The 21,928-nt window shown below is 66.2% G+C and carries 19 protein-coding genes and 1 pseudogene; 18 read left to right on the forward strand and 2 right to left on the reverse strand.

What is annotated here, in order from left to right:
* Positions 1 to 73 precede the first annotated feature (73 nt).
* Complete coding sequence (locus tag BSG17_RS03660) at positions 74 to 613, reverse strand: SRPBCC family protein (protein WP_089821973.1); 540 nt, start codon at positions 611 to 613, stop codon at positions 74 to 76.
* Positions 614 to 823: 210 nt separating this feature from the next.
* Between BSG17_RS03660 and BSG17_RS03665 the strand changes: the two genes are divergently transcribed.
* From BSG17_RS03665 to BSG17_RS03750, 18 genes and pseudogenes are all read left to right on the forward strand, one after another.
* Positions 824 to 1,996 carry an ABC transporter substrate-binding protein gene (locus BSG17_RS03665; RefSeq protein WP_089821149.1) on the forward strand — a complete coding sequence of 391 codons (1,173 nt, stop codon included), beginning with the start codon at positions 824 to 826 and terminating at the stop codon, positions 1,994 to 1,996.
* A gap of 9 nt (positions 1,997 to 2,005) precedes the next feature.
* A complete protein-coding gene (locus BSG17_RS03670; protein ID WP_089821974.1) occupies positions 2,006 to 3,163 on the forward strand; it encodes a FecCD family ABC transporter permease in 1,158 nt (385 codons plus the stop codon).
* Positions 3,160 to 4,038 (forward strand): ABC transporter ATP-binding protein, encoded by an 879-nt coding sequence (locus tag BSG17_RS03675; RefSeq protein ID WP_089821151.1) that lies wholly within the window; start codon positions 3,160 to 3,162, stop codon positions 4,036 to 4,038. Before BSG17_RS03670 ends, BSG17_RS03675 begins: the two co-directional genes overlap by 4 nt.
* A gap of 184 nt (positions 4,039 to 4,222) precedes the next feature.
* Positions 4,223 to 4,990: a substrate-binding domain-containing protein gene (locus tag BSG17_RS03680; RefSeq protein ID WP_089821153.1), complete on the forward strand. Its 768-nt coding sequence runs from the start codon at positions 4,223 to 4,225 to the stop codon at positions 4,988 to 4,990.
* A gap of 149 nt (positions 4,991 to 5,139) precedes the next feature.
* Positions 5,140 to 5,937, forward strand: coding sequence for an FAD-binding protein (locus tag BSG17_RS03685; RefSeq protein ID WP_089821976.1), 798 nt, complete (start codon positions 5,140 to 5,142; stop codon positions 5,935 to 5,937).
* A gap of 616 nt (positions 5,938 to 6,553) precedes the next feature.
* Entirely contained in the window at positions 6,554 to 7,813 is a 1,260-nt protein-coding gene (locus tag BSG17_RS03690; RefSeq protein WP_089821154.1) for a Cdc6/Cdc18 family protein, read from the forward strand.
* 219 nt (positions 7,814 to 8,032) lie between these two features.
* Positions 8,033 to 9,193 (forward strand): bifunctional phosphopantothenoylcysteine decarboxylase/phosphopantothenate--cysteine ligase CoaBC, encoded by a 1,161-nt coding sequence (gene coaBC, locus BSG17_RS03695; RefSeq protein WP_089821156.1) that lies wholly within the window; start codon positions 8,033 to 8,035, stop codon positions 9,191 to 9,193.
* 306 nt (positions 9,194 to 9,499) lie between these two features.
* Entirely contained in the window at positions 9,500 to 10,627 is a 1,128-nt protein-coding gene (locus BSG17_RS03700) for a monovalent cation/H+ antiporter subunit E (protein WP_089821158.1), read from the forward strand.
* Positions 10,624 to 10,917: a cation:proton antiporter gene (locus BSG17_RS03705; RefSeq protein WP_089821160.1), complete on the forward strand. Its 294-nt coding sequence runs from the start codon at positions 10,624 to 10,626 to the stop codon at positions 10,915 to 10,917. Before BSG17_RS03700 ends, BSG17_RS03705 begins: the two co-directional genes overlap by 4 nt.
* Positions 10,914 to 11,222 (forward strand): annotated as a pseudogene (gene mnhG / locus BSG17_RS03710) (monovalent cation/H(+) antiporter subunit G); the annotation flags it as partial. The gene BSG17_RS03705 and the pseudogene mnhG, both read left to right, overlap by 4 nt.
* Before the next feature lie 101 nt (positions 11,223 to 11,323).
* On the forward strand, positions 11,324 to 11,857 hold the full coding sequence (locus BSG17_RS03715; protein ID WP_089821165.1) for a DUF4040 domain-containing protein: 534 nt from the start codon (positions 11,324 to 11,326) through the stop codon (positions 11,855 to 11,857).
* Between the two features lie 101 nt (positions 11,858 to 11,958).
* Complete coding sequence (locus BSG17_RS03720; RefSeq protein ID WP_394327952.1) at positions 11,959 to 12,375, forward strand: MnhB domain-containing protein; 417 nt, start codon at positions 11,959 to 11,961, stop codon at positions 12,373 to 12,375.
* Positions 12,372 to 12,740: a cation:proton antiporter subunit C gene (locus BSG17_RS03725; protein ID WP_089821169.1), complete on the forward strand. Its 369-nt coding sequence runs from the start codon at positions 12,372 to 12,374 to the stop codon at positions 12,738 to 12,740. The genes BSG17_RS03720 and BSG17_RS03725 overlap by 4 nt, the downstream gene beginning before the upstream one ends.
* Entirely contained in the window at positions 12,733 to 14,274 is a 1,542-nt protein-coding gene (locus BSG17_RS03730; RefSeq protein ID WP_089821171.1) for a monovalent cation/H+ antiporter subunit D family protein, read from the forward strand. Before BSG17_RS03725 ends, BSG17_RS03730 begins: the two co-directional genes overlap by 8 nt.
* Positions 14,271 to 16,118: a proton-conducting transporter transmembrane domain-containing protein gene (locus BSG17_RS03735; protein ID WP_089821174.1), complete on the forward strand. Its 1,848-nt coding sequence runs from the start codon at positions 14,271 to 14,273 to the stop codon at positions 16,116 to 16,118. The genes BSG17_RS03730 and BSG17_RS03735 overlap by 4 nt, the downstream gene beginning before the upstream one ends.
* Positions 16,118 to 17,881 carry a Na(+)/H(+) antiporter subunit D gene (locus BSG17_RS03740; protein WP_089821176.1) on the forward strand — a complete coding sequence of 588 codons (1,764 nt, stop codon included), beginning with the start codon at positions 16,118 to 16,120 and terminating at the stop codon, positions 17,879 to 17,881. The genes BSG17_RS03735 and BSG17_RS03740 overlap by 1 nt, the downstream gene beginning before the upstream one ends.
* Before the next feature lie 111 nt (positions 17,882 to 17,992).
* Positions 17,993 to 18,562 (forward strand): hypoxanthine/guanine phosphoribosyltransferase, encoded by a 570-nt coding sequence (hpt, locus tag BSG17_RS03745; RefSeq protein WP_089821178.1) that lies wholly within the window; start codon positions 17,993 to 17,995, stop codon positions 18,560 to 18,562.
* Between the two features lie 179 nt (positions 18,563 to 18,741).
* The gene (locus BSG17_RS03750; RefSeq protein WP_089821180.1) at positions 18,742 to 19,425 is read left to right on the forward strand and encodes a type 1 glutamine amidotransferase domain-containing protein; all 684 of its coding nucleotides are present in this window, start codon (positions 18,742 to 18,744) and stop codon (positions 19,423 to 19,425) included.
* 37 nt (positions 19,426 to 19,462) lie between these two features.
* Here the strand turns inward: BSG17_RS03750 and folP are convergent, their stop codons facing one another.
* Complete coding sequence (gene folP / locus BSG17_RS03755; RefSeq protein ID WP_089821182.1) at positions 19,463 to 21,913, reverse strand: dihydropteroate synthase; 2,451 nt, start codon at positions 21,911 to 21,913, stop codon at positions 19,463 to 19,465.
* Between the last annotated feature and the right edge of the window lie 15 nt (positions 21,914 to 21,928).

Below are 21,928 nucleotides of genomic sequence, written 5' to 3' on the forward strand. Positions count from 1 at the left end.
ACCAGAGATTCCCGGCGAGCCACAGGGTTCGGTTCTCACGGAGAAGATCTCTGAACTGCTACGATAACCTCTCTCAGAGGTCGCTCGGTCTGTTCTCGATGGTCAAATCCACACGACGGCGGTTCCCTTCGAGATCGGCGACGATACGCTCGACGATGCGTTCGGCCTCCTTGACGACTACCGGTTTGACCTTGTCGAGCACGCGGTCGAACGAGATGAACCGGGGGAGATCGAGCGCGTTCGAGTTCGCGGAGTCGGCGTCGAACCGGATCTCGAACCAGACGCGACAGGCGGTGTCGGCGTCCGCCGGGGCGTCCGCCGGGAGGTCGTCGAGTTCCTCGATCCGCCAACAGCCGTGGGCGTGGATGTCCTTGACGATCTTCCAGTCGATCCGGTCGGGCGGCGCCAGTTCCGTCACCTCCGACCGTGCCGTGTAGGTGAGCTTCCACCACGCGAGTCGGAACTCGTACTCCGTGCCCGGCCCGCCGTCGCCGTGGCTGCGGACCTCCTTCAGATGCTTCGAGTAGCCCGGATACCGCGAGAAATCCAAGAGGAAGTCGTACACCTCCTCGGGTGGCACGTAGACGACGGTTGTGACGACGATTTCGTCCACGCCTCCCGGTTTGGCGCGTGTCACCTAAGGTTTGTGGGGCGAGCGGTCCGTCGAGGCGAACGTCCGCTCGGGGGCGCTCGTTGGTCGGAGCATCGGCTCGTAGGCCGTCCGCTCGCTCGACGAAACCGCGTCACCCGATAACCTGCACCGGTCATTTCGGCCAGCCAAAAAACCGGAGCGCTTTTCTGTTTTAGGTGTGCCAAAACGACCATGCAACGTCGAACGTTTCTCGGTGTCGGTGCGAGTGCGCTGACTGTCGGGTTGGCAGGATGTGCTGGTTCGGAGGGTTCAGAAGCGACGACCGGCGAACCCGAGACGAACGGGTCGACCACGAACGGGACGTCCGAAGGGACGGCCGACTCGGAGTCCGGGTCCTATACGGTGTCGATGGTGCCGGTGGGCGACGTGACGTTCGAGGCCGTTCCGAAGTCGTGGCTCGTCTACGAGTCGGGGTACGCCGACATGGGTGTCGCGCTCGGAAAGGCAGACGGACTAGCCGCAGTCGGAAACAAGGCCCGTTACCACACGCAGTATTACGACCAACTCGACGGCGTCAGCGTCGACAAAGAGGGGCTGACCCAGTTGGTCGGTGAGAGCGCCCAGATCGACAAGGAGCTGTTCTACGAACTCGACGTCGACGTCCATCTCGTCGACCCCAACTGGCTCACGAGCGGGTCGTCGTTCGGTCTCGAACAGAGCGACGTCGACGAACTCTCCGAGAGCGTCGCGCCGTTCATCGGCAACACCATCTTCCGGCGGACGGACAGCTCCGCCTGGCACAACTACGACTACTACACGATGTACGAGGCGTTCGAGAAAGTCGCCCAGATCTTCCAGGAGCAGGAGCGCTATCAGGCGTTCAAGTCGTTCCACGACAACTACGTGGACCGCGTCCAGTCGGAGTTACCGGCGGAGGGGGAGCGACCGAACGCGCTTCTCACCTTCGCCGCCGGCGACGAACCCGAACAGTTCTACCCGTACCGTCTCAGCGACCAGGGGACGAACAAGAAGCAGTTCCACGACCTGGGTATCAAGGACGCACTCGAGGGAACCGGCATCGACGGTCTGTCGACGAGCGACCGCGGCACCGTCGACTACGAGGCGATGCTGGAGGTCGATCCCGACGCCATCCTCGTCCGCGGCCACGAGAGCAAGACGGCCAAGCAGTTCCGGAACACCGTGCTCTCGTTCATGCAGCAGCACGACGTCGCCTCACAGCTCACCGCAGTGCAGAACGAGATGGTGTTCCGCGGCGGTCCCATCTACCAGGGTCCCATCCAGCATCTGTTCACGCTCGAGCGCGCCGCGACCGACTTCTTCCCCGACAGCTTCAGCGGCGAACTGTTCGACCGCGGCAAACTGTCGAGCGTCATCAGTGGGTGAGTGATCACAGTGGCGAGTGACACACAGAAGACAGAACTCACCTCGGCGCCGAGGTGGTGGCCCGCGTGGCTCGACGGGTCGCTTCTCACTCTCGCCGTCGGCAGCTGCCTCGTCGTCCTCTGCTCGACGCTCGTTCAGGTGAGTTTCGGCGCGTTCACCATGTCGATCCAGCAGGCGTGGCGCGCGGTGTTCGACCCGATCGTGTGGTCGAACCCGTACGTCCTCTTGCAGTTCTTCTTCGGGGAGGGCGTCGCGACGACCGTCGCGAACCTCACGGGGCTGTCGACAGCGAGCGTCGACCTGTCGAAGGAGACGCTTATCGTCTGGAACATCCGACTCCCGCGCGTCGTGGTCGGTGCCCTCGTCGGGATGAACCTCGCCGTCTCGGGAGCGATCTTTCAGGCGGTCACTCGCAACGAACTCGCGAGCCCGTACATCCTCGGCGTGAGTTCGGGGGCCGGCCTCGCCATCCTGCTCACGCTCGTCGTCTTCACCGGCTTCTCGACGTTCCTCCCGGTGTTCGCCGCGCTCGGCGGGACGACGGCGTTCCTCGTCGTCTACGCCATCGCGTGGAAGAACGGGACGAGTCCGGTCCGACTCGTCCTCGCGGGCGTCATCGTCTCGACGATCTTCGGATCGCTGCAGACGGCGATGTATCTACTGGCGAGCGACATCAGCGTCGTCCAGAGCGCCATCGCGTGGACGACCGGGTCGCTCACCGGCACCGACTGGGAGCAGGTCCGGATGATCCTCCCGTGGACGCTGTTCGCGACGATACCGCTCTCGATCGTCGCCTCCCGGCAGCTGAACGTGCTCCTGCTCGGCGAGAAGACGGCGAAAGCGCTGGGGATGTCCGTCGAGCGCGTCCGATTCGCGCTCTCGGGTGTCGCCATCCTCGCCGCGAGCGCCGCCATCTCGGTGGCCGGCATCGTCGGCTTCGTCGGTCTCATCGTCCCGCACGTCGTCCGAAACATCGTCGGCAGCGACTACAAGCGACTCGTCGTCGGCTGTCTGTTCGCCGGGCCGGCGCTGATGGTCGCCGCCGACGTCGGCGCACGACTGGCGCTGAGCCCGACGCAGATCCCCGTCGGCATCGTCACCGGACTCGTCGGCGGGCCGTACTTCCTGTATCTCATGCGCAAGAAAGAACGGTTAGGTGAACTATGAGCGACGAATCGCTGGAGTCGCCGGTCGGTCGCGAGCAGTTGGACGGCGACAGAGAGCTCCACGAGACGGATGCCGCCGAGGCGACGCATCTCCGCGGCGAGGAACTCGCCATCAGCTATCCGACCACCGAGAACCCCGTCGTCGAGTGCGAACGCGTCGACATCCCCGCCGGAGAGGTGACGGCGCTCGTCGGGCCGAACGGGTCGGGGAAGAGTACGCTCCTGAAGACGATGGCGAAGCAGTTAGACGCCGACCGAGGCCACGTTCTCCTCGACGGGGCGGAGGTCCGTGACCTCGGGACGAAAGAACTCGCCCGGCGACTCGGACTGCTGTCGCAGGAGAACGAGGCACCGGGGAGCCTCACGGTCGAGGACCTCGTCTACCACGGTCGCTACCCGCATCGTGGCTTCTTCGAGTCCGTCGGCGAAGACGACGAGCAGGCCGTCGAACGGGCACTCGACCTGGCGGGCGTCGACCATCTCCGCGACGACGAGGTCGGCAACCTGAGCGGCGGTCAGAAACAGCTGGCGTGGATCGCGATGGTGCTCGCCCAGGAGACCGACGTCCTCCTCTTGGACGAGCCGACGACGTATCTCGACTTACACCATCAACTGCGCGTGATGGAAGTGATCCGGACGTTGAACCGTGAACGCGACGTCACCGTCGCCGTCGTCCTCCACGACATCGGACAGGCCGCCCGGTTCGCGGACAACCTCATCGCCATGAAGGACGGCGGACTGTACGACTGGGGGCCGCCGCGGAAGGTCGTCTCCGAAGAGCTGCTACGGGACGTGTTCCGCGTCGACGCCGACGTGGACGCCGACCATCCGACCGGGCCACACATCTCGCCACACCGCGCGCTCGACGACGAGTAGGTTTTGGCCCGCCTAAAATTCGGAGTGATTTTGTCAATTTAGGCTAGCCTAAAATCATGGCTGAAGAGACGAATCAGACGCGACGGCGGTTTTAGAGCTGTCTGTCGGGGTTACAGGGAGTATCGCATTGGCGGGATGTACAGGTACGTCTGGAGACGACGCGGCGACGGAGACGACGAACACGATGGACGACTCCACCACGGGGTCGGGTGAGACGAGTCAGCAGACCGCGGAGTCGAGTTACGCGGTGACGATGGAACCGATGGGGGCCGTGGAGTTCGAGGCGGTCCCCGAGTCGTGGGTCGCCTACAAGACCGGTTACGGTGACATGGGCGTCGCGCTCGGCATCGGCGACGGGGTGGTCGGCGTCGACCGTCCTCATGAGTCGTTTCGACTGCTGAAAGAGCGGTTCTACAGCCAACTTCCGGGGTTCGAACTGGATCTCGACGACACGACGAACATCCGGGCCGACGGCATCGCGCTGATGAACGGGGGGTCCGACCCCGCGAAGGGTGTCTTCTACGCGATGGACCCGACCGCGGCGGGCTACGAGATGAAGCAGTACCGTGACCTCGGCATCCGGAACGCCTTCGATGGGGTCGAGACCGGTGAGTTCGGAAGGACGGACTACGAGACGCTCCTGGAGGTCGACCCCGAGATCGTCGTCTTCCACTGGGGCGTCACCTACGAGAAGGACGCCTTCGAGTCGCGCTTCGTCGAACCGCTCGTGAACCACGAGGTTGGCAAAGAGCTCACGGCAGTGAAAGAGGGGAATCTCTACCCCGGCGGGACGGCCGAGCAGGGGCCCGTCATCAACCTCTTCCAGACCGAGATGCTGGCACAGCAGCAGTACCCCGAGCAGTTCGGCCAGTATCCGGGGCTGGGCGAGATCCCCGACCGAACACTGTTCGACTGCCAGCGGGTCGCGGACATCGTCACAGGGGAGCTCTGAGATGACGAGACGAGTGGACGTTCAGAATCGAAGCTCCGAGCTACTGGTGGCCGAAGTGGGAACGTCCATACCAACTACACCCGAACGAGGAAACGATGACGGACGACACGGTACGACAGACGACGGCAGGCTCTGGTACGAGAGAGGAGATGGACAGCTACGACGTCCTCGTCGTCGGCGGCGGGGTCGCCGGGTCGACGGCCAGTGTGTTCACCGCTCGCGCCGGGCTCGGAACCGTCGTCGTCGACGACGGCGAGTCGATTCTCCGCCGGAACGCCCACCTCGAGAACTTTCCCGGCTTTCCGGCGGGTGTGAACTCGAACCTGTTCACCGACATGCTGGAGGCACAGTCGACGCGGAACGGCGCAGATCACCTCGACGGTCGAGTGACGGAGGTTCGGCGTGTCGAAGACGAAGCAGGAGAGGAGACGCCCGGAGGCGACGCGCGGTTCGTCGCGACCGTCGCCACCGACGAGTCGGACGACACGGAGCTCGCCGCACGGTTCGTCGTCGTCGCCTCGTGGGCCGACGTCGACTACCTCGACGGACTCGACGTCGACGTCCGCGACGCAGGGAGCAAACGCTACGTCGACGACGACGGCCTCGGCCGGACGAACGTCGACGGCGTCTACGTCGGCGGACGACTCGCCGAACGCTACCACCAGGCGATCGTCGCCGCCGGTCACGGCGCGGAGGTCGCCATCACCCTGATCCACGACTCCGAGACGCCCTACTACCACGACTGGGTCGCTCCGGAGGGCTACTTCACCGACCGCGGCCGCGAGGTCCCGCCCGGCTGTGAAGAGATCTCGGAGACCGAACGGCAGGCACGCGAACGGGAGTCGATCGCGGCGATGCAGGAGTACTTCGCGGAGCCGCATCCGGAACCCCAACGAACCCACCCCAGTCTCGTCGACGACGAGCTCGGTCGACTCTCCGACGAGTGACGTAGTCGCCGATCAGTGACCCTCCCACACCAGTTTTCAAATGTTTCAGTCGTCGAGAGGGGGGAGGGTGGATGACGGTCATGAGATGAGTATATAAACGAACGCGCTCTCTCGCCCCGACACACCAGTTTTCAAATGTTGCACTCGGCCGCTGTCGGGTGGTTTCTACTCTCTACCTAACCAGCAATAATAACATATATAGTAAAGTTTATAATATATAATAGTTTAGGCAGAGAGAGGAGACGAGTGTCGACGCCGCCGAGACCGTCTATAGATTCGGTCGTCGACGCGACTCGTGAGGTCGTGGACTCTCGACGGTCGGATCGTCTTTCCCGGTTACCCTCGCCCGCACCCAGCAGTTGAAACTCGCTGAGAGAGAGGCCGGATGGAGGTGAGACGGGAAGTGACAGCGGGACGTCCGACCCCCTCCCCCTCCTCACACGCAGAACATTTGCAAACTGCTGTGGGAGGGTCACTCCCTCCCCTCCGCTCTCGCTCGGAACATTTGCAAACTGCTGTGAGAGGGTCGTCGAGGCGTTCCGGAGACGGGGAATCATTTGAAACACGTGAAGCACTTGAAAAAAGATAAGTAGGGCGCACTGGAGCGTCGAAGTACATGGCACCGGATTCTATTTTCGAGGACGAGGCCGAGGTCTTCAGGAACATCGAGGTCCTCGAGGAGGACTACACCCCCGAGACTATCCTCTGCCGTGACGAGGCCATGAGCGAGTACATCAACGTCCTCAAACCGATCTACAAGGGTCGACCGCCGCAGAACGCGTTTCTATACGGTGATACGGGAGTCGGTAAGACGGCGGTCACCAACCATCTTACGAACCAGCTCGAACGCGACATCGTCCAGAAGAACGAGGAGGCCGACGACCCCATCAACCTCACCATCGTCAAGGTGAACTGTCAGAACCTCACCTCGACCGGTGAGGAGACCTCCTCATATCAGGTTGCCATCGCTCTCGTCAACGAACTCCGGTCGCCGAAGGACATGATCGCCTCGACGGGGTACGCCCCGCAGGCAGTCTACTCGATGCTGTACGACGAGATCGACGAACTCGGCGGGACCGTCCTCATCATCTTAGACGAGGTCGACCGCATCGGCGGCGACGACACCATCCTCTACGAACTGCCGCGTGCCCGTGCCAACGAGAAGATCGAGAACGCCCGTATCGGCCTCGTAGGCATCTCGAACGACTACACGTTCCGAACCAACCTCTCGCCGAAGGTGAAAGACACGCTCTGTGAGACCGAGTTGAAGTTCCCCGCCTACAACGCGAACCAGCTCCGCGAGATCCTCCACGACCGCGCCTCGCGCGCGCTCCACGACGGCACCTACACCGAGGACGTCATCGCGCTCTGTGCGGCGCTCGCGACCCGGGAATCCTCCGGCAGTGCGCGGAAGGCGATCAACCTCCTCCGGCGGGCCGGCGAGATCGCAGAGAACACCGGTACTACCAGCATCACGGAGCGACACGTCCACCAGGCGAAAGACGACCTCGAGTACGGCGACATGGTCGACTCCATCACCGACCAGGACGCACACAAGCAGTACATCCTCGCAGCCGTCGCACATCTCTCGCAGGCCGACCGCACCCCCGCGCGGGTGAAAGAGGTCCACAGGACGTACGAACACGTCGCCGACAGCTACGGCGCGGACCCGCTGAGCCAACGCGGGATGTACAACCATCTGACGAAACTGGCGATGCTCGGCTTTCTCACCTCCCACGACAACAACGAGGGGATCAAGGGCGGGCAGTACTACGAGTTCGAGTTCAGCGACGAGGTCGACTCGAAGAAAGTCAGCGAGGCGTTCGAGCAGATGGGGCTCACGTGGCAGTCCTTCCAGATTCAGCAGCGTCTGTAGCTCTCTACCGGGAGCATTTGAAAACTGCTGTCTGTGTCGGAGTCTCGTTCCGCTGTAGGCGCTCTCTCTGGTGAGCACTTGCAAACCGGTGTTCTGCCCGGGTCAGACGACGCCGACCCTATCGTCGCGTGAGAGGGTTTCCGTCGAACCCTGATCAAGTCGGTTTCACGACCGCCGAGAGAGACACCGTTAAATCGCACCGAACAGAACCACGAACGAATGCTGGAAGGAGTGAACGTCGCCCTCGGTGTGTCGGGCAGCATCGCCGCCGTGAAGGTGGTCGAACTGGCCCACGAACTTCGGCGACACGGGGCGTCGGTCCGCGGAGTGATGACCCACAGCGCACAGGGTATCGTCCACCCGTGGGCCGTCGAGTTCGCCACCGAACACGACGTGGTGACGGAGCTAACGGGCCGCGTCGAACACGTCGAACTCTGCGGTCGCGACGGCTGGGCCGACGTCCTGTTGCTCGCGCCGGCGACGGCGAACACGGTCGGGAAGATCGCCGCCGCTGTCGACGACACGCCCGTGACGACCTGCGCGACCACCGCCCTCGGCGCCGACGTGCCGGTCGTCGTCGCTCCGGCGATGCACGAACCGATGTACGACCATCCGGGCGTGCTGGACGCCATCGCCCGCCTGGAGGAGTGGGACGTCGACTTCGTCGACCCGCGTGTCGAAGAGGGGAAGGCCAAGATCGCCACCGAGGCGGCCATCGTCACCGGCGTCGCGAGCGCGACTACCGAGAAGCCACTCGCGGGGACGAAGGTGGTCGTCACCGCCGGCGCGACGAGCGAACCGCTCGACCCGGTTCGCGTCCTCACCAACCGCTCCTCCGGGAAGACCGGCCGCGCCGTCGCGCGCGCCTGTCACGTCTTCGGGGCAGACGTGACGCTCGTCCACGACGGACCCGACGTCCACTACGCCGACGTCCGCCGAGCGGAGACGAGCGCGGAGATGCTCGCCGCCGTCGAGGCCGCCTGTCGCGACGCCGACGCGCTCGTCTCGGCCGCCGCCATCAGCGACTACACCGTCGACGCGAGCGACGAGAAGATCCGCTCGGGCGAACCCCGGACGCTCGAGCTCGTCCCGACCCCGAAGCTGATCGATACGGTCCGCGAGGAGTACCCGAGTCTCACCATCGTCGGCTTCAAAGCCGAGACCTCCGGCGACGACGAGGCGATGGTCGAGGAGGCCCGTCGCATCCTCGACCGCGTCGGGCTGGCGTTCGTCGTCGCCAACGACGCCTCCGTGATGGGCGACGACGAGACGCGCACCCTGTTCGTCCGTGGAGACTCGACCGAGGAGTTCGCCGGGAGCAAAGCAGCCCTCGGCGAACGCGTCGCGGCCGGACTGGGCCGCGAACTCGACGAGGCGTAGGTTCCGCAGCGTTCTCGACCGGCGAGCGACCACGGTTTCTGTTTCCACGCCGGGCGCGCGCGTTTTCGTTCGTCTCCCGAGTCTCCGTACTCCCGTTCGTTCCTCAAACGTCCGCGCTTCCGTCCGTTCGTTCGGGAATCGTTTCCGCTTCTGTCCGTCTGATACTGTACCCACAACCCCCGACGAGAGATGAGAATAGTTTTGCGTCAATAGCTACTCGCTCCAAACGATTAGTTACTATGTGGAGTCGAACAGAGCCGAGGGACTGTCGACCCCCGGACAGTCACCAAACGAGGTGGAAAACCCGTGGCGGATGAAGCGAGCGCACACGTACTCGTCCCGGTCGGCGAGTCGCCGACGCTCCGTAACACCGTCGCCTACGCCGTCCAGACCGCCCGCGAGCGCGCCGAGGAGACGGGCGAAACAGCGATCGTCCACTTCGTCTACCCCGCAGTGTGGCGGGCGGTAGAGCCGACCCGCGCGGAGAAGTTCGAACGCGCCGAAGAGCTGTTGGACCGCGTCGAACTGTGGGCCAAGGAGGACCTCGCCGGCGACGAAGAGGCGGAGGACCGAGCCGCCGAACCGGTCATCGACGTCGAGACGGCGATCGTCGGGGACGAGGACTATCTGTTCAGTCCGGCCGACTTCGCCCGCGTCATCGTCGCCTACGCGAACGAACACGACCTCGACCGCATCGTCGTCGACCCGGAGTACCAGCCCGGCGGCAACGCACCGATGCTCCGTCCGCTGGAGTTCGAACTGTCCCGGAGTGACCTCTACGTGGAAGAGGCGCCGGTCGAACGGCCGGCACGGCGAGGCGTCCTCGTCGGTCGCGAGAGTCTCAGCCAGTATCTCATCGTGTTCGGGACGTCCTACCTGTTCTACCTCACGCTGGGTGGGTTCAGCGGGACGTTCGACCTCGTGACCGGGGCGATAAGCGCCGGCATCGTCACACTCGTCCTCGGGCAGATCTCGTTGAAGGGACGTCCCGACCTAAAGCGGATCCCCGGCGAATTCGGCCGGATGCTCCTCTATATCCCCTATCTCGTCTGGGAGATCGCGAAGGCGAACGTCACGTTGGCGTACGTCATCCTCCACCCGCGACTCCCGATCGACCCGAAGATGGTCCAGTTCAGAGCGGCCGTCTGGAACGACCTCCCGGCGACGACGCTCGCGAACAGTATCACGCTCACGCCCGGGACGCTCACCGTCGAAGTGAGTCAGCGGGAGTTCTACATCCACTCGCTGACCCGCTCGGCCCGCCGCGACCTCCTCGAGGGGGCGCTCGAACGCGCCGTCCGGTTCGTCTTCTACGGTCGCGCGGCCGCGCGAATCCCGAGTCCGCGAGAGCGGGAGGCCGAGCGCGAGGACCAGCAGTCGACACAGCAGGACGCGCCGACGGCCACCGCCGCAGGCGAGGAGGGTGAGGAATGAGCGCAGCGTCGGCGTCGCCGCTCGTCGCGGACGCGCTGCTCGGCGCAGCGGGTGCGTTCGTCGCGCTCGCCATCGTCGTCCTCTACCGCGTCGTCACGGGGCCGACGATGCAGGACCGCGTCATCGCGGTCAACGTCATCGGGTCGAACACGGTAGTGATCCTCGCGTTGATCGCCGCCGCGTTCGGTGAACCCGGCTACCTCGACGTGGCGCTCGTCTACGCGCTGTTGAACTTCCTGATGAGCATCGCCATCTCGAAGTTCACGGTCGAGCGGGGTGGTGTCATATGACGCCCGTCGAGATACTGATAATCGCGCTCGCCGCCGGCGGCGTTTTCTTCGGCTTCGTCGCGGCGGTCGGCATCCTCCGGCTTCCGGACCTCTACACGCGTGCGCACGCCGCCTCGAAGAGCGACACGCTCGGAGCGGTGTTGAGTCTCGCTGCGGTCGCACTCGTGTTCGGGGCCGACACCGCGACGGTGAAGGCGGTGTTCCTCGTCGTGTTCATGTTCGTGACGAACCCGACGGCCGCCCACGCCATCGCGCGGGCCGCCTACGACCAGGGGATCGAACCGTGGACCGAGGAGGACGACGACCGGGGCGCGACGGCGACCTCGGAAGCTTCCCGATCCGACGAGACGGGTGAGACCGGTTCCGTCGCCACCGACGGCTCCGGCGTCGCCACGGGAGGTGACCGATGACGCCGGTCGAGGCGACCATCCTCGTGTTCGTCATCGGCTGTGCGCTGGCGACGGCCGTGTTGCGCGACATCCTCGCGGTGATCATCGCGTCGGCCGCCTACAGCCTGGGTATCGCCATCCTCTGGGTGCTGCTGCAGGCACCCGACGTGGCGCTCACGGAGGCCGCCGTCGGCGCCGGTATCATGACGCTGTTGTTCCTGTTGACCGTCGCGAAGACGGTGAACCCCTCGACCGACCACCTGTTCGAGCGTATCCGACCGCGGACGTTCGTGGTGCTCGTTTGTTTCCTGGGGGCGATGCTGGTGACGGTGCCGGCGCTCCCCGCCGTGGGCGACGCCGGGTCGCCGGTGGTCGACGGCGAGGTGACGAACTACTACCTCGACAACGCGTACGAGGAGACCGAGGTCGAGAACGCCGTGACGGCGGTGCTCGCCGCCTACCGTGGGTTCGACACCCTCGGCGAGGCGGCAGTCGTCTTCACCGCCGGTGTCGCGGTGCTGCTCGCCCTTCGACGGGAGGCGTTCGTATGAGTCACGACGATCGGACGGACGGCGGGACGGTCCGCACGTCGACGAACAACCGCATCTTCCGCACGGAAGACCAGACGCCGTACGTCGAGAGTACCATCATCATGACCACCGTACGAGTGATCGTCCCGTTCATCCTCACGCTCGGACTGTTCGTGATGTTCCACGGGGCGGACTCGGCGGGTGGCGGGTTCCAGGGCGGTGTCATCGCCGGCACCGTCGTGTTGCTGTTGGCGTTCGCGTTCGGGATCGAACCGGTTCGCGACTGGCTCGACGCCGCCCGGTTGCTCGGACTCGTCACCGCGGGTCTGTTGACGTTCCTCTTCGTCGGGTTCGGGGGGCTGGTGTTCGGCGGGTCGTTCCTGCAGTACACCGCCTACCCTATCTCGCACGCGAGCAAGTACGGCATCGAACTGGTCGAACTCGGTATCGGGGCCGTCGTCGCCGGTATCATCACCGGACTGTTCTTCCTCCTCGCGGCCGGGTTCGACACGAACGAGCCGTTGGAGGACGACCAATGAACGCGAACATCCTCTTCACCCACTACAACTACATCGTCGTCGCGTTGCTGTTGACCACCGGTGCGTACATGCTCGTCGAGACGCCGAACCTCGTCAAGAAGGTCATCGGGATGAACATCTTCCAGTCGGGTATCTTCCTGCTCTTCATCACCTCGGCGTACCGGACCGGCGGGTCGCCGCCGCTTCTCGGTCACGGCGGCGAGGGAACGACGTACGTCAGCCCGCTGCCGCACGTGCTCATCCTGACGGCTATCGTCGTCGGGGTGAGCCTCACGGCGGTGGCGCTGGCGCTCGTCGTCCGCATCTACTCCGAGTACGGGACGCTCGACGAACACGTCCTCCGGGAGGTGCGTGCCGATGAATGAGCTCCTGCCGCTTTTGGTCGCCATCCCGCTTCTCGGCGCCGCGCTCACGCTCGCGGCCGGCTTCGCTTTCGAGCGACTCGGGTGGCCGCTCTGCTTCCTGACGTCGCTCGTCCACGTGGGGCTGGCGACGGCAATCGCGGGGACCGTCTACGCCAGCGGCTCGCCGCTCGACCACGGTGTCGGCGGCTTCGCGCCGCCGTTCGGCATCGAACTCGTCGTCGACGGGTTCAACGCAGCCGTCATCGTGCTCGTCTCGGCGATCGCCGTCAGCGTGCTCGTCTACGCGCGCCGTGCCGGCCCGCACTCCGTGCCGTTCTACACCGGCTACCTGCTGCTGCTGGCGGGGCTCTCGGGGATGACGATCACGGGCGACATGTTCAACCTCTACGTCTTCCTCGAGATCACCGGGCTGGCCGCCTACGCACTGGTCGCGACCGGCGACGACGGCCGCGCGGCGGTCGGCGCGCTGAAGTACCTCCTCGTCGGCACCGTCGGCGCGTCGCTGTTCCTCCTCGGGATCGGCTACGCGTTCATCGCGACGGGGACGCTCAACATGGCGGATCTGGCGACGAAACTGGCCACGGCCGACCCAACGCTCGTCGGGGCCTCGTTCGCGCTCGTCGCGACGGGACTGGCCGTGAAGACGGCGCTGTTCCCGCTGCACACGTGGCAGCCGGAGGCGTACGCCAGCGCACCGGACAGCGTCAGCGGGCTCATCGCGGCGCTCGTCTCGACGGTCTCCGCGTACGCGCTCGCACGCGTCACCTTCAGCGTCTACACCGTCGACTTCCTCACGTCCTCGGCGTTCGCCCAGGAGTTCCTGCTCGCGCTCGCCGCGCTCAGTATCGTCGCCGGCAGCGTCCTCGCGGTGATGCAGACCGAAATCAAGCGGATGCTCGCCTACTCGTCGGTGTCGCAGTTCGGCCTCGTCGTCGCCGGCGTCGCCATCGCCAACGAGGCGGCCGTCACCGGCAGTCTCGTCCACCTCGTCGGCCACGCGGTGATGAAAGGTGGGCTGTTCCTCGCCGCGGGCGCGCTGGCGACCGTCGCCGGCGCGCGTACCGTCGACGAGTACGACGGGCTCGGCGCCCGTGCGCCGCTTCTCAGCGCCGCCTTCGCCGTCCTGTCGCTGTCGATGGTCGGCGTCCCGCCGGCGGTCGGCTTCGTCGGCAAGTGGTACATCGCACTCGGCGCGATCCAAGCCGAATCGTGGCCGATCGCCGTCGTCATCCTCGTGAGCACGCTGCTGACGCTCGCGTACTTCCTGCGCCTCATCGAGCGGATGTACTTCCGCACGTCGACGACGACCGAGACCACCTCGTCGTCGGCGACGGGGACGGGGACGGCCGCCGTCGCAGACGGCGGTGACGACGCGACCACCGACGACCCGACCGACGACGGCCTGGCCCACCCCTCGCCGGGGATGATCGCCGTCGTCGTCGTCGCGGCGCTGCTCGCGGTGACGCTCGGCCCGCTCGTCTCGACCTTCGAACCGCTGCTCGAACCGACCCTCGAAATCCTACTCCAGCAATGACAGACATCGCATCGCTCAGACCGCTCGCGGCGGTCGCCGTCCCGGCGGTCGCCGCCGTCGCCATCCTCGCGTCGGGCCGCCGCCCGAACGTCCGTGAAGGGTGGACGATCCTGGCCGCCGCATCGACGCTCGCCCTCGTCGCGAGCATGGTTCCCGGCGTCCTCGCCGGCGACACGTACGTCACCGACCTCGGGGCGTTCGTCCCGCTCGGGAACGGGAGCGTCGACTTCGTGCTCCAGGCCGACGCGCTCGGCCTGCTGTTCGGGCTGCTGGCGAGCCTCCTCTGGCTCGTCACCAGTTTCTACAGCATCGGCTACATGCGCGGCCTCGACGAACACGCACAGACACGCTACTTCGCCTCGTTCGCCGCCAGCGTCGCCAGCGCCGTCGGCGTCGCGCTCGCGTCGAACCTGCTCGTCCTGTTCGTCTTCTACGAACTGCTGACGGTGGCGACCTACCCGCTGGTCTCACACGACGAGACCGCGGAGGCGCGCGCCGCCGGCCGGAAGTACCTCGCGTACACGTTCGGCGGCGGCGTCGCCGTCCTCGCGGGGACGGTCCTGATCTACGTGCTCGCCGGGAGTATCTCGTTCACGCCCGGCGGCATCGAAGGGCTCGCAACGGCCGACCCGACGCTCGGACGCGCGGCGTTCGCGCTCCTGGCGACCGGGTTCGGCGTCAAGGCGGCGCTGATGCCCGTCCACTCGTGGCTGCCGGACGCGATGGTCGCGCCGACGCCCGTCTCGGGGCTGCTGCACGCCGTCGCCGTCGTCAAGTCCGGCGTCTTCGGCATCGCGCGCGTCGTCCTCGAGGTGTTCGGGCCGGACACCGTCTCGAACCTCGGCGTCGGCGTCCCGCTGGCCGCCGTCGCGGCGTTCACCCTCTTGGCGGCGAGCGTCATCGCGCTCCGACAGGACAACCTCAAACGCCGACTCGCCTACTCGACGGTGAGCCAACTGTCGTACATCGTGCTCGGACTGGGCATCGGCGCGTCGATGGGCGGCGACGCCGCGAGATACGCGCTCGTCGGCGGGCTGCTGCATATCCCCGCCCACGCGTTCATGAAGCTCACGCTGTTCTTCTGTGCGGGGGCGATCCACGTCGAGACCCATACCGACGACATCAGCGATATGGCGGGTATCGGCAAACGGATGCCGCTGACAATGGCCGCCTTCGGCGTCGCGGCGGCCGGGATGGCCGGCATCCCGCTCGTCGCCGGCTTCGTCAGCAAGTTCTACCTCCTCATCGGTACCGCCTCGGGCGGTGCGGTCGCGTTCACCGTCGCGCTGTTGGTCTCCGGCGTGCTCAACATCGCGTACTTCTGGCCGGTCGTCTACCAGGCGTTCTTCGAGAGCGAGACGCCCGACGGTCACGACCGGAAACCACTCATCGAGAACCCGCTCGGCGGCCGCTCGGCCGTCGCCGCCGACGGCGGCGAGCGTAACGGTGGGTCGAACCAACACGGTGCGACCAGCGGTCGACCGCTCGCCGACTCCGACGGCGAGTACGCCGTCGACCGGAACCCGAGCGACCACACCCGTCCCGGCGAGCTCGAGACGGACACCGGCGAGACGGTCGATCGCGAGCACGAGGAACGCGAGGGACGCGACGACCACCACGTCGACCACGCCGACCACGACCACCACCATCACGGCGGACCGCCCGCTGGCGGGTGGGAGCGTCGCAGTTGGCTCGGCGGCGAGGGGTCGTGGTTCGTCGTCGCACCCATCCTGACCGCAGCGACCGGGTCAGTCGTTCTGGGTCTCGTTCCCGGACGCGCGGTCTTCCTGCAGCTCGTCGAGTACGTCGTCTCGGCGGCGACGGTCGTGGGGGTGTTCGCCTGATGGAGGCGTTGACCGCGATCCCGCCGTTCGTCTACGTGCTCGTCGCAGCGCTGCTGCTGCCGTTCGTCCCGCGTCGTGTCGGCCACGCCCTCGGCGCGCTCGCCACCGCCGCAGTCGTCCCAATCGCGTTCCTCACGCCCGCGGGGACCCACTGGGCGGTGCAGCTGTTCAGCTTCGACGTCGTGCTGTTCAACGTCGACGAGTTCTCTCGGCTGATGGGGATCATCTTCGGCTTCATCGGCGCCGTCGCCGTCCTCTACTCCTCCGCGACGGAGGCGTCGAACGAGCAGACCGCCTACGCGCTCACCTACGTCGGCACCAGCGTCGGCGCGGTGTTCGCGGGCGACTGGCTGACGCTCGTGTTCTTCTGGGAGCTGATGGCCGTCACGAGCACCCTCCTCGTCTGGGACTACGGCGGCAAGGCCGTCCGCGCGGGCTTCCGCTACGCCGTCTTGCACGGCATCGGCGGCAGTCTCGTCCTCGCGGCCATCGTCTGGCACTACGCCGAAGTGGGTTCGTTCCTCTTCAGCGCCTCGACGGGCATCGTCGGCGGCGGCCCCGCGGTGCTTGCGCTGGCCGCCGTCGGCATCGGCGTCAACGTCGGCTTTGTCGGCCTGCACGCGTGGCTGCCGGACACCTACCCGCGGCCACACGTCGCCGCCAGCGTCTTCCTCTGCGTCTACACGACGAAGACCGGCGTCTACGCGATGTACCGCGCGTTCCCGGAGGGTCACCTCTGGATCGCCTACATGGGCGGAGCGATGGCTGTCTTCGGTGCGACGATGGCCGTCCTCCAGAAGGACATGCGCCGACTGCTCTCGTACCACATCCAGTCGCAGGTCGGCTACATGATCGCCGGCGTCGGCATCGGATCGACGATCGCGACCGCCGGCGCGTTCGGCCACGTGTTCAACCACATCCTCTATAAGAGCCTGCTGTTCATGACGGTCGGCGTCGTCATCTACCGCACCGGCGAGGAGAGCCTGAAGTACGTCGGCGGTCTCGCCCGTGACATGCCGGTCACGACGGGGGCGTTCGTCGTCGCGGCGCTCTCCATCGCGGGCTTCCCCGGCTTCAACGGGTTCGTCAGCAAGGGGATGATCATCGCCGAGGCCCACTACAAACATCTCGACGTGCTCTGGTATCTCCTCTTGGCCGGCGGGGTCGGCACGTTCCTCTCGTTCATCAAACTCGGCTGGTACGCCTTCTACGAGGGGAGTTACGACGGGGAGGTCCGCGACGCCAACGCAATCCAGAAGATCGCGATGGTCAGCGTCGCGGTGCTCTGTATCGTCTACGGACTATTCCCCGACGCGCTGTTCGCCATCCTCCCCGGCAACGAGGGTGGGTTCGACTACACGACGTACACGGTCGGTCACGTCCAGGAGGGGCTGATCCTGGCGGTGCTGGGCGTCGTCGGCTTCGCGATCCTGAAGAAACCGCTGGACCGCATCGGCCGGGTGCCGGACGTCGACGCCGTCTACAACCCGCTTGCGTTCTACGGTACGCGTGGGCTGGTCCGCGGCGTCACCGAGACGTACGCCGCCGTCGACCGCGCGGCGGTCGCCTCCGCGGCCGGCGTCACCCGGACGCTCCGGAACCCAAAGGCGGTCGTCCGGCAGGTCGCCGGTCGAACGGAGACTGACGCGACCGACGACGACGAGTCCGCGTGGCCCGTCTCGCTGCACGCGGGTATCGGGACGAGCATCCTCCTGTTGGTCGCGGTCACGACGGTCGGCATCGCGCTGTTGGTCGTCGCGTAGACGCGTCTGTCCCGTCTCCGTGGGGTGCTTTCGGACCGTCCTGCCGTGAGACAGCAGCACGAACGGCTCCAGAATCACAACCATTTATCCCTGCCGGCAGAAATTGTCGTCATGGACCAACTGCGGCAGTCGCTGCTTGACGCTCCGATCATCGAGAAAGGAGAGTACGAGTACTTCGTCCATCCGATCAGTGACGGCGTTCCGATGCTCGAACCGGGCCTGCTCCGCGAGATCGTCATCAAGATCATTCGCAAGGCGGAGCTGGAGAACGTCGACAAGATCGTCACGCCCGCCGCGATGGGCATCCACATCTCGACGGCCGTCTCGCTGATGACAGACATCCCGCTGGTCGTCATCCGCAAGCGCCAGTACGGACTGAAGGGCGAGGTGCCGCTCTTCCAGCAGACGGGCTACTCCGAGTCGGAGATGTACATCAACGACGTCGAGGAGGGCGACCGCGTGCTCGTCCTCGACGACGTGCTCTCGACCGGTGGGACGATGAAGGCGATTCTCGGCGCGCTGAAGAACGACGTCGGCGCGGACGTCGTCGACGTCGTCGCCGTCATCAAGAAGGCCGGGCCGAACGAGCTCGACGACACCGACTACGACGTGAAGACGCTCATCAACGTCACCGTCGAGGACGGCGAGGTCGTCATCGTCGACGAGTACGGCGACGGGTAGCCGACGTACCGAACTCCCCTTTCTGTCGCGACGGCGTCTCTCCTCTCGCGAGCGACGCGTCGAGCGGTCCACGTCCGGGGGATAGTTACCGCGAGACGTGGTCCACGATCGCACACCGGTCGCGGCCGGACGTTCCGCGGCCGGACGCCTTTTTCAGCGCGAGCGCGAACTAGGCGTGTATGCCATCCGCACTGTTCATCGTCAGCGAGGAGGGGTACTGGGCCGAGGAATGTATCGAACCGCTCACCACGCTCGATTCGGCCGGTGTCGACGTCACCGTCGCCACGCCGTCCGGCAACCCGCCGGTCGTCGACGAGCGATCGCTCGATCCCGACGACATCGGCGAGGAGGAGGCCGAGCGCCTCCGCGAGATCCACGAGTCCGACGACCGCCTAAACGACCCCGAGCCGCTCGCGACGGTCGAGGCGGGTGACTACGACACCGTCGTCTTCCCCGGCGGTCACGGCGCGGAGTGGGACGTCAACCAGGACCGCCACGCGCGACAGGCGCTGCTCACCGCCGTCGGCGGCGACGAGGGGAAGGCGCTCGTCGTCTGCCACGCCGTCGGTATCCTCGGGTTCACCCGCGAGGCCGACGGCTCGCCGCTCGTCCAGGACCGTGACGTCACAGGCTTCCCGAACGAGTGGGAAGAGGGGATCGTCGACGAGCACGACAACCTCGACGGGCGCAAACTCCCCTACTGGGTCGAAGACGAGGTGAAGGCCGCAGGCGGCAACTGGGACGCCGAACTCGACGCTGACACGAGTGTCACCATCGACGGCGACCTCGTCACGGCGCGCGGTCCCGAGTCCAGTGCCGCGGCGGCGCAGACGCTGCTCGACGAACTCGGTATCGAAGCATAGATCCGGACTGAGACGTTCGGTTCCCCCCGAACTCTGGCTATTCTTGGCTGAACTGCTCCGGCGAGCGCGCCGCCTGTGCGACGCGTACTGCGGCGACGTTCTCTTCGACGTCGTGGACGCGGACGATGTCGGCACCGCGGTCGGCGGCGATCGCCGTCGCCGCGACGGTCGCATCGAGGTTGTCGCCGGCCTCCTGTCCGAGGAGTTCGAACATCGACTTGTGGGAGTGGCCGACGAGGATCGGGCAGCCGAGCGCGTCGAACTCGTCGAGTCGTCCGAGCAGTTCGAAGTTCTCGGCCTTCGACTTGGCGAAGCCGAGACCCGGGTCGACGATGACGTTCTCGCGCGGGATACCCGCTTTCTCGGCCAAGAGGACGCGTTCTGCCAACTCGTCGACGACGTCTTCGACGACGTCGTCGTACTCGACCTCTCGCTCCGGGTCGACCGGTGCGTCGAGACTGTGCATCACGATGACCGGTACATCGCGTTCCGCCGCCAGGAAGCGCATCTCCGGGTCCTCGAGTCCGGTGACGTCGTTGAGGATGTCGGCTCCCGCGTCGAGTGCGGCGCGACCGACGGCGGCCTTCCGCGTGTCGATCGAGAGGTGGACGTCGAGGTCGGCGAGCGCCTCGACGACCGGGACGACGCGGTCGATCTCCGCCTCGACGGGGACCTCTTCGGCCCCGGGTCGCGTGCTCTCGCCGCCGATGTCGATGATGTCGACGCCGGCGTCGACCATGGTCTGCGCCTGCTCGACGGCAGCGTCCCGATCGAAGAACTCCCCGCCGTCGTGGAAGCTATCGGGCGTCACGTTCAGGATGCCCATCACTGCGGTGCCGTCTTCCCACGGATAGCCGCGAGAGGGTTTCTCGACGCGGATGCCGAGCCGCCGACGGATGTCCTCGCCGAGCGCCTCCAGGCCGAACGGCTGGCCCTCGAGTTTGTCGACGAGGCGGTTGAACTGCGAGAGCGACCCCATCAACACGACGGAGGAGAGTTCGCCGTCGGTCATCAGCCCCGAGGTGGCACACTCGCCGCCGAGACTCAGCATCTCCTCTTTGAGATACTGGGCCTGTCGGCGCTCGACGCGGAGTTTCAGCGACCGGTGGACCGCCTTTCCGCGCATCCGCCAGACGCCCGGTTCGGTGACGTGGGCGCCGCGGAGCACCGTCTCGGCGTCGTCGAGGTTTCGAACCCGCTTCGGTACCTCCAGTCGGGTCCACGTCGTCCGCGCCTCGGCGACGCAGAACAGCGACCCGGTGACGAGGATGCAGTCGTCCGGTTCGGCGCGCTCGCGGACCTTCGCCAGCGACCCGGCGACCGAGACCCCCGCGTGGACGTCGTCGACGCCGGCGTTCTCGAACACGCGGGCGAGCACCTCGGGGTCCTCGGCGCGCGAGAGGTTCGGCTTGCAGGTGACGACCGAGTCGGGCGTCGGGAGCGCCCCGGCCATCTCGCGGTGGTCCTTGTCGTGCATCGCGGCGAAGACGATATGGAGGTCGTCGTACTCGTCGGCGAACTCGTCGAGCGTCGTCGCGAGTTGGGCGCAGGCGTCTGGGTTGTGTGCGCCGTCGAGGACGACCATCGGATCGCGCTCCATCATCTCGAACCGACCGGGCCAGTGGGCGTTCCGCAGGCCGCGGGCGATCGTCGGTTCGTCGACGTCGGCCACCAGTCGGGCGAGCGTGCAGGCGACGCCGGCGTTCGTCGCCTGATACGCACCGAGCAGCGGCAGTCGAGATTCGACGTGCCAGTCGGGGCCGTCGACGGTGACCGTCGACTCGGTGTGGTTCACCGGTCCGCCCGAGCGGGCCGTCACGTCCATGCCGTCGTCGGCATCGCCGACGGTGACGACGTCGCCTGCCTCGCGGCGGATCACTTCGAGCGCCTCGCCCGTCGCCGCCGTCACGAGCGGTGCGTCCGCCGGGGCGACGGCCGCCTTCTTCGTCGCGATCTCCTCGACGGTGTCGCCGAGCACGGACGTGTGCTCCAGCGAGACGTTCGTCACCGCGCTGGCGACGGGGTCGACGACGCTCGTCGCGTCGAGTCTCCCCCCCATCCCGACTTCGAGCACGCCGACGTCGACGTCGCTGCGTCCGAACTGCCAGATACCCATCGCCGTCACGACCTCGAAGAACGTCAGCGGCTCGCCCTCGGCCGCCCGCTCGACGAGGTACGGCTTCGCCTCGTCGACGAACGCACAGAGCGCCTTCTCTGGGATCTTTCGTCCGTCGACACGGATCCGTTCGCGGACGTCGTCGAAGTGAGGCGAGGTGTAGAGTCCGATGCCGAGACCGGCCTCGCGGAGGATCGACTCGACCATCTTCGCCGTACTCCCCTTCCCGTTCGACCCCGCGACCTGAACGAACCGGACGTCCTCGTGGGGGTCGCCGAGGTGCGCGAGCAGCTCCCGAACCGACTCCGTGCCGGGTTTTACCTGAAACCGGCGGAGGTCGAACAGGAAGTTCGCTGCCTCGTGGTAGTCCATACCCGCACCTCAGTC

The organism is Halogranum amylolyticum, assembly GCF_900110465.1.
Lineage (GTDB): Archaea > Halobacteriota > Halobacteria > Halobacteriales > Haloferacaceae > Halogranum > Halogranum amylolyticum.